Below are 8,387 nucleotides of genomic sequence, written 5' to 3'. Positions count from 1 at the left end.
TCCGGTGCATTACCACTCTGCCAACCTTCCGTACGTATTATTTTTAAACTTTTCGGAACAAATGTCAAGTCCGTTTTTTTATTTCTATGAATTTTTTCATGTAGGTATAGACAAAAACACAAGAATCATTTTTCCCACTCCCAATGAAGACCATTTTCGGTCAAACAACTGACAAAAGAATGTTTGAATGAGTCTTGTGTAAGATAACGTAAAGTAGTTACTCGTTTTATCTGATTTGTTCAGGATCTTCTAAAGCTAAAATCGAATCGATTGTTCGTTTGATGAATGAGATGATTTGCTCTTCTGTTGGGTGCATGATATTTGAAGACATCAATGATGCGATACCAGTTACGGCAATCCATGTTCCTGTATGGAGTGCATCAATATATTCATCAGATAATTGATTGTATCGTTTGTCTTCTTTCACAATTTCTCGGAAATAATTATAAGAGAAATCATGCATTTTTTGACCATCCCCATGCTCATCGATGTACAAAGCCATGTAAAGACTATGTTGCTTCTTTGCGAAGTAAATGTAATTCAAACCAAGGTCAATGATTTTGTCCCCTGTTCGCTCTACTGGGAAAACCGTTTCTTTAAGATGTTCAAAAATAGAGTCTAACAAAGTGTTCTTGAGATCCTCCATGTTTTTGAACTCCAGATAGATCGGCTGAGTAGAGATACCCATTTTTTTCGCAATATTTCTAGCAGTAAAGCCTTTGAAACCTTCCTTTGCAACGACATCATAAGCAGCTTTCAGAATTTGATCTTTTGTATAGACTTTTCTTCTCATTAAAACTCCCCCACTTCTTACTGCAATATATGTTGTTTTATTGTAACCGATTTTTGATGTTTTTTGCAAATATTTTACTCAAAACGTTATATTTTAAATTTTTTTCTTATTTTTTTTTAACAATTACACATAATTATTTAAAAATTGGCAAAATTACTGGTTACCCTTACAAAATTTGATATAAATGTAAATCAGAGTTGACCAAGACTTTTATTTCACGTTATAGTTAAAGAAAAAGAAGGTGTGTAATGGACAACGAAACTAACGTTATTTATATTCATCCTCAGAAAAGAATCATTTCACAAAAGAAGAAGTATTTTTATCTAACGTTTACCGGACTTTTTTTCCTGAGTATCGGTTTGATTTCTGCTGATCCTATCAAAAATATCAAGGGTTTATATACGATCATCACTTCTCCGAGTAATCTTCTGACCGATTATTTAGCTTTAGGTGGTTTTGGAAGCGCATTTATAAATGTTGGTACGTTAACTTTGCTTTCAATTCTATTAGCGTATCGGCATAATGTCAATTTGAATGGTCCAATGTTTGCTTCGATTTTGACCGTTACAGGTTTTTCCTTTTTTGGAAAAAATCTCTATAATTCAATTTCGATTATTTTAGGTGTCTATCTCTATGCTCGTTTTGTCCACAAGCCTTTCTCACAATATATTATGGTAGGCCTATTTGCTAGTGCACTGTCGCCTGTTGTTAGTTACATTACATTTGGCATGTCTTTACCGTTATTGACAGGAATGTTGTTAGGCAACCTTGTAGGGATTGCCATTGGTTTTGTACTACCACCATTAGCAGCACAAACCTTGATTTTCCACAGAGGTTTTACTCTCTACAATATTGGGTTTACTTCGGGATTGATTGCAATGACTATTACCAGTATTCTACGATTATTTAATTTTTCAATTGAATCACACTCAGTCCTTTCTACAGACTATCATCGTAGCTTGACCATGATCATGCTTATTTTCTTTTCTTTGACTGCAATCTGTGGTTTTTTCTTCAATTCATTTAAACTGACAGGCATGCGGGCAATTTTCCAAACCTCGGGAAAAGTAACAACTGATTTCATTTCAATCTCTGGAATTGGTGCAACGTTGATCAACATGGGGCTTGTAGGTGCGATGCTTTGCGTGTATGTTTTACTGATTGGCGGCAAAGTAAATGGTCCGATCGTTGGAGCAATCTTGTCCGTCGCTGGTTTCAGTGCTTTCGGTAGTCATTTAAAAAACTGTTTTCCTATTTTAGTTGGTATCTATTTGGCCTCTTTATTTGGTACAGTATACAAAGTGAATCAAACAACGATGATCGTAGCGGCAATTTTTGGTACCGGACTTGCACCTATCAGTGGATTTTACGGCAGTATTTACGGTGTACTCGCTGGATTTTTACATATTGCTTTAGTCCACAATGTCAACACTTTGCATGGGGGATTAAGTTTATATAATAGCGGATTCTCAACGGGATTCGTGGCAGGTATTCTTGTACCTATTTTAGACAGCTTTACTGTCGTTAGAAAGGAAAAGAATTTATTTGGAAAAAGAATTATCAAAAAGGATCATTGATGAGTTTCTTACGTATCTGTACTCACATGATATAACAGAAATACGCATTGGACTTGACTACACCGAAGAAGGGCTTTTTGTTGAAATACAGGGAAAAATTGCTGAACAGCCAAATGATCTATCCGAGCTGGCAAAGCTTTTAGACACTCCTCGGGACCCAAGCATGGATATCTACTATCAAGAATTGTTAGGCAGTCCTTCTCACGACCGTGAAGACTATCATTTGTTGGGAAGCTTGATCGATGATGTCGAAATCATGTACGATCAACCAATCATAAATATCAAGATTTTCCGGAAGATTTCTTAAGTATTCATAAAAATTGGTGAACAGAACACGTAAAAATAGACAGCTAAATCTTGCAAGAGTGTCATTTGCGAGATTTAGCTGTCTTTGAGTCGTTCAGGTTTTCTATCAACATTTATTGAAAAAATCTTACCAAGGTTGAGTAGTCGGTCCCACAGTAAATTCACTGACATTTACATCACTTGGTTGATTGATTGCAAAAGCAACTACATTTGCTATACGATCTGGTGAGATCCCATGTTGTTCATACAGTGCGTTCATGCCGCTTGCAGCCGATTCATCTGTAATCGTGTCTAACAATTCTGTGTTGATTGCGGCTGGGTAGATCGTTGCTGTTCGAATATTTTTCCCTTCTTGAGCGGATTCCATTCTTAATACTTCCATCAGGTTGCGGACAGCCCATTTCGTAGCACCGTAGACCCCACTACCAGGATATGCTTTGATACCGGCAACTGATGACGTAGTGATCACATGCCCAGATTTTTGCTTTATGAACTCTGGCAACACTGCTGCTAATCCATTAAGCACACCTTTTAAGTTGATGTCTACCATTTGATTCCACTCCACCACTTTCAAAGCAGAAAGTGGTGAACTTGGCATGATCCCTGCATTCAAGAAAATCACATCGACTTTTCCATATACTTCCTTCGCACGTGCAACTAGACGTTCATTCTCTTTTGAGTTCGTCACATCTGTTACTTGGTAGATTGCTTCTCCGCCTTCCGATATGATCGCATCAACGATTGCTTTCAATTTTTCTTCTCTTCTAGCTGCTAAAACTAATTTTGCGCCTTCCTTCGCCAATAAGCGAGCAGTCGCTTCTCCAATACCGCTGGACGCTCCAGTGATAATCACAACTTTGTCTTTGATGTTATTCATCTATATTCCCCCATTTAATAAAAATCATAAGTTATTGTATTGTTCATCTGTCACAGGTTCCATAAACTTGGATGCTCCTGATGTGATGGCAAGATGTTCGAACCAACTGTCTTTCGTTGCACCATGCCAATGTTTGATTCCTTTGTGAGTTACTACAACATCGCCTGGAAGTAGTTTTCTCGCTGCTTCGCCTTCTTCTTGGTACCACCCTTCACCACCAGTCACTAACAAAATTTGATAGCCATCTGTGTGGACATGCCAGTTGTTTCGACAACCTGGTTCAAAGGTCACATTTCCTACAGCAACTGAAACTTCAGGATCATTAACTAACATCTTCAAAAAGCTTTGACCAGTAAATACATCGGCGTATGCTTCATTTTTGTCTCCCACGGGGAAGATTATTCCGTTCTTTACTTCTTCATTTTTTGCCATTATACATTCACTCTTCTTTCTGGGTATGATTTTCATCAACTGGATAGATTTCTTTTGCTATATTGAATGCTGACCATGCTTTTGGCCAACCAACGTAAAATGAAAGATGTGTGATTACTTCAGAGATTTCTTCTTTTGTAATACCATTTTGTTTACCTATTCTTAAATGAGCAGGTAATTGTTCAAAGTTCCCCGCTGAAATCAATGCAGAAATAGTGATCAAACTTCTTTGATGAGGGGCTAATTCTTCTTCTCTAGACCAGACTTCTCCAAATAAAATATCATCATTCAATTCAGCGAACTTTGGCGCGAAATCGCCTAATTGATCATGACCAGCTGTTTGTTTTTGTGCCATTGTATCCAACCCCTTTTATGTTTTATTTCGTTTCTTTACACTCTCATCCTATCGCCAAAACATTCTTCCGTCTAATACCTCGCTCAAACTCTTGATATGCTTGTTAAGCATAGTTTGATTAAAAAAATACAAATAATAAATTTCTTTAAATACATCTTTGGTTGGATGTATTTTTCTTGTATCTCTTTTATACTAAAGTCAAACTTACAAAACTGTTTGACTTTTGTCATTTAAAATAGTGGCGCAAAGGCTTACTTTTAAAGTAAAGTAGTAGTATAAAGAAAAGTATCGGAGGAGTTGATAGACGATGAATGTTGCAGTATCACGAAAATTGATTAATTTTATCTCGATCGTTGGATTGGGAATTTCGATTGCTTTAACCATTTACTTCATCAATTTAGGTGTATTCAAAGATTTGGATTCTTTAAGAGGTTTAGTGGGAGATTCAATCATTTTAGGTCCGATCATTTTCATCTTGATCCAGATTTTGCAAGTTGTCATTCCTATCATTCCTGGCGGGATCAGCACTGCTGCTGGTGTGTTGATCTTTGGCCCATATGCCGGTTTTATTTATAACTACTTAGGAATCTGTATTGGCTCCATTATCATTTTCCTCTTAGGAAGACGCTATGGAAAACCATTCATTCTTTCAATGATCAGTGATAAAACATACAATAAATATATTGGCTGGCTGGATAACCAAAACCGATTTGAAAAATTGTTTGCTTTAGCTATCTTCTTACCGGTCGCTCCAGACGACGCGCTATGCTTGATGGCAGGGTTAACCAATATCTCAGTTAAAAAGTTTACATGGATCATCCTTTTAGCAAAACCGCTATCAATTTTCTTATATAGTATGGCTTTGATTTACGGTGGTCATTTCTTGACTGGTTTATTTGGATAAATCGATAGTGAATGTGCGAGTATCACGTAAACAACATTACGTGGTACTCTCATTTTTTTGAATATACGCTATAATATTGGCGAGTAGGTGATTGAATGTTAACGTATTTGAAAAGAAGTTTAGGAAATGCTTGGGACTTTCTTAAAGGGACTCAGGCCTATTTTCGTGATGTTCTGATTATGCACGGATTTATTTTATTTATTTGTTTGCCCTTATTAGGGAGCACCACACGTTTCATTTTACGTCGTGGGGCGATTGATTATCTGTCTAGCGACAACATTACCATCATTATTTCGCAGCATCCAGGAGTGTTACTTTCTTTGATTGCTGTACTATTGACGATACTATTGCTAGTATATTTTGAATTTACTTTTTTATTAATGAGCGTTTATTTCATCAAAAAACAGGTTCCTGTTTCATTGAAGCAATTATTGGAACTAACTTTTTTTCAATTGAAAAAGATTCGTCCACTGACTTTTCTATTTTTTCTCGCTTATTTTTTACTGATTTTACCCATCAGCGGCTTGAGTTTTAATTCCGATCTACTTTATAAAGTGAAGATACCTGCTTTTATTATGGACTTTATTTTTGCTAATCGTTGGATCGTAGTTAGTACCTTTATTATTTTCTATTTGCTTTTGGCATATATCGGCATCCGCTTGATTTTTGCCCTTCCCGAAATGATTTTACGAGATCGCCCGTTCAAACAAGCGGTAAAAGAAAGTTGGTTGCTCACAAAAGCAAGATTTTTTGCGATATTGGGGCAGTTCGTTGTTATTGGAGGCAGTATTTTACTTTTATCGACTGCGGGTTATCTACTGATTATCACTTTGCAGATAATCGTAGAAGAATTTCTACCTGATTATTCCTTGATAAGTGCTGTTTTTGCAATGTCTGTTCTTCAAGGCGTATTGCTATTCAATATCGTGATGTCAACTGTTGGGATCTTCTACATCATTGTTGATTTCATGGACGATGAAGGATTTCTACCTGATATCCCTAAATGGTTCACACCTAAACCGTCAAATGAGAAATATTCGGCAGTAAAAAACACTGGGATTATTCTGTTTGCTGTATTTTTCGGTATCGGTGTTTGCCTATATAATATGGATTATCTTACCTCTGCCGCGCAAACTCGACCAATAATGGTTTCTCACCGTGGGGTCAGTGGGAATAATAGTGCGCAAAATACTCTGGCAGCTTTGGAAAAGACGAGCGCCGCTTATCATCCGGACTATGTCGAAATGGACGTTCAAGAAACAAAAGATGGACAATTCGTGGTGATGCACGATTTCAATCTACGGCAATTGACTGGCGTGGATAAAGCACCGCAAGATCTAACATTGAAAGAGCTCGAAAAATTAACGGTTAAGGAAAACGGTGTGGAAGAACCGGTTGTCTCATTCGATGATTATCTAAAAAAAGCCGATGAACTGAACCAGAAACTTCTCATCGAGATCAAGAATTCAAAAAAAGATTCGAAAGATGTCATTACTCGTTTTGTTACAAAATACGAAAAAAATATCTTAGAAAAAAAACATATTTTACAAAGTTTAACTTATCAAACTGTTTCTGATTTGAAAAAAGCCAATCCAAATTTTTATGTAGGGTATATTTTACCTTTCAATATTGTTGGTCCTCCAGTCACACCGGCTGATTTCCTCACGATGGAATATAGTACAATCAATCGAAATTTTATTGATTCTGCCCATCAAGATGGAAAAAAAGTATATGTATGGACAATCAATGATTCAGATGCGATTAGCCGAATGATGTTTTATGGCGTTGATGGCATCATTACAGATAGAATGGACCTGTTGAATGAGAATGTTAAGATAACCGATGAAGAAATCACTTACTCTGACAAATTATTGAACTTTGTTTTGGGGGTAGGATAAAAAAGGTGAGTACGACAAACATCCTGTCGCACTCGCCTTTTTTATAAACGGTAGAAGAAGCTTCTTCTAAAAATCATCCCTAATTTAAGAATTGATTTTTGCGATTCTTCTTTTATTTCTTAAAGCAAACTATTTCTCACATAATCACTTTTTAAACTTCTTTTGATCCTTTTACTGCTCGGACAATCGCTAATATTGCAGGTATAGCAGAAATAACCGCTAAAATAATCCCTAATTTACTTGAACTTTTTCTTTTTTGCATGGTTTTTCGCTCCCTTCTCTCTTAGTTTCATTATAGTGAAGTTTACAAAATTACTCAAAAAAATTGTTTATGATACTAATTCCGTTTTACTTGCTGAATACATATCACAAAACTTAACTAGTAACCTATACTTTCTGTCATAAATGACTGAACGATCTCTTTGATCATAACGCTCAACATAAATAACAGCTGTATTCGTATATGTACATTCAACGTACCCGATAACTTCGTAATTTGTCCCAATTGGTTTGCATATGTATGACTTACCTACTTCTATTTCACTCATCAGATTATCACCTTTCAGTTATTCTTTTCTTAGATTTATAATAACAAAAAACAAACAATTCGAAAACGTTTTATTTTATTTTTTATTAAGAACATCTGATTTTATATAGAGAGACGTAATACGAAACATAACTCACTCAACTAGTGATTTTTTTACAAAGTGACGTTATTGTTTGATGCTGTAAGCTGCTTGTTCGTGTTATTTACTTGTTAGTCTTATAGAATAAGAATAAGGAGGGATTTTCTATGATTTATATCCAAGCCGCTATTTTTATCATTTTAATCATCTGTTTACTAATTGGGTTAACGGAAAACTGATACTTACAGTCTTAAATTGCAATTAATTGCTAAAAAAAATAAGAGGTGCTAGAATTGTAATAGATAGGAAAGTTTAACAGAAAATTACACTATCTATTTGCATTAAAATTAAAAAGGAGGAAAGTATATGACATTTACAAAAACGAACATGAAGTATCGTGTTGCATTTGACACAACAACGAACCAATTTATGGCTATCGATGCTTCTAATGAAAAAAATGTTGCATTTGGCGTAACAATTGAACAAGCTGTCCGAGCATTGAACGAATCTAAATAAGGAGTGACTCATTTCTAATGGTAGAAGCCAACTCGGAATCTAATAAACAATAAAAGACGTTTGCCTGAATTTCATGCAAACGTCTTTTATTGTTTATTTTTGG

General features: G+C 35.7%; 10 protein-coding genes. 5 read left to right on the top strand and 5 right to left on the bottom strand.

Annotated elements, in window-relative coordinates:
- Positions 1 to 226 precede the first annotated feature (226 nt).
- Complete coding sequence (locus ED2_RS13620; protein WP_005879467.1) at positions 227 to 793, bottom strand: TetR/AcrR family transcriptional regulator; 567 nt, start codon at positions 791 to 793, stop codon at positions 227 to 229.
- 248 nt (positions 794 to 1,041) lie between these two features.
- Between ED2_RS13620 and ED2_RS13615 the strand changes: the two genes are divergently transcribed.
- Together ED2_RS13615 and ED2_RS13610 are read left to right on the top strand one after the other, a co-directional pair.
- The gene (locus ED2_RS13615; protein WP_005879465.1) at positions 1,042 to 2,370 is read left to right on the top strand and encodes a DUF1576 domain-containing protein; all 1,329 of its coding nucleotides are present in this window, start codon (positions 1,042 to 1,044) and stop codon (positions 2,368 to 2,370) included.
- Positions 2,339 to 2,677, top strand: coding sequence for a hypothetical protein (locus tag ED2_RS13610; protein ID WP_005879463.1), 339 nt, complete (start codon positions 2,339 to 2,341; stop codon positions 2,675 to 2,677). The genes ED2_RS13615 and ED2_RS13610 overlap by 32 nt, the downstream gene beginning before the upstream one ends.
- A gap of 126 nt (positions 2,678 to 2,803) precedes the next feature.
- Here the strand turns inward: ED2_RS13610 and ED2_RS13605 are convergent, their stop codons facing one another.
- Genes ED2_RS13605 through ED2_RS13595 form a run of 3 tightly spaced genes read right to left on the bottom strand, consistent with a single transcriptional unit; the run spans position 2,804 to position 4,340 of the window.
- Complete coding sequence (locus ED2_RS13605; protein ID WP_016176428.1) at positions 2,804 to 3,553, bottom strand: SDR family oxidoreductase; 750 nt, start codon at positions 3,551 to 3,553, stop codon at positions 2,804 to 2,806.
- A 24-nt stretch (positions 3,554 to 3,577) separates the two neighbouring features.
- A complete protein-coding gene (locus ED2_RS13600; RefSeq protein ID WP_025481317.1) occupies positions 3,578 to 3,988 on the bottom strand; it encodes a cupin domain-containing protein in 411 nt (136 codons plus the stop codon).
- Between the two features lie 4 nt (positions 3,989 to 3,992).
- Positions 3,993 to 4,340, bottom strand: coding sequence for a carboxymuconolactone decarboxylase family protein (locus tag ED2_RS13595; protein ID WP_016176426.1), 348 nt, complete (start codon positions 4,338 to 4,340; stop codon positions 3,993 to 3,995).
- 307 nt (positions 4,341 to 4,647) lie between these two features.
- Here ED2_RS13595 and ED2_RS13590 point away from each other — a divergent pair, with 307 nt between their 5' ends.
- Positions 4,648 to 5,244 carry a TVP38/TMEM64 family protein gene (locus tag ED2_RS13590; protein WP_016176425.1) on the top strand — a complete coding sequence of 199 codons (597 nt, stop codon included), beginning with the start codon at positions 4,648 to 4,650 and terminating at the stop codon, positions 5,242 to 5,244.
- Between the two features lie 95 nt (positions 5,245 to 5,339).
- A complete protein-coding gene (locus ED2_RS13585; RefSeq protein ID WP_016176424.1) occupies positions 5,340 to 7,142 on the top strand; it encodes a glycerophosphoryl diester phosphodiesterase membrane domain-containing protein in 1,803 nt (600 codons plus the stop codon).
- Positions 7,143 to 7,471: 329 nt separating this feature from the next.
- On the opposite strand, the gene ED2_RS16475 is transcribed toward ED2_RS13585, so the two are convergent.
- Positions 7,472 to 7,690 (bottom strand): hypothetical protein, encoded by a 219-nt coding sequence (locus ED2_RS16475; RefSeq protein ID WP_016176423.1) that lies wholly within the window; start codon positions 7,688 to 7,690, stop codon positions 7,472 to 7,474.
- A 444-nt stretch (positions 7,691 to 8,134) separates the two neighbouring features.
- Between ED2_RS16475 and ED2_RS15775 the strand changes: the two genes are divergently transcribed.
- Positions 8,135 to 8,284, top strand: coding sequence for a hypothetical protein (locus ED2_RS15775; RefSeq protein ID WP_005879449.1), 150 nt, complete (start codon positions 8,135 to 8,137; stop codon positions 8,282 to 8,284).
- Positions 8,285 to 8,387: the final 103 nt, after the last annotated feature.

This window comes from Enterococcus durans NBRC 100479 = LMG 10746, assembly GCF_001544215.1.
Classification (GTDB): domain Bacteria; phylum Bacillota; class Bacilli; order Lactobacillales; family Enterococcaceae; genus Enterococcus_B; species Enterococcus_B durans.
Note: the sequence above shows the minus strand (reverse complement) of the source record. Positions and strands in the feature narration are given on the sequence as shown.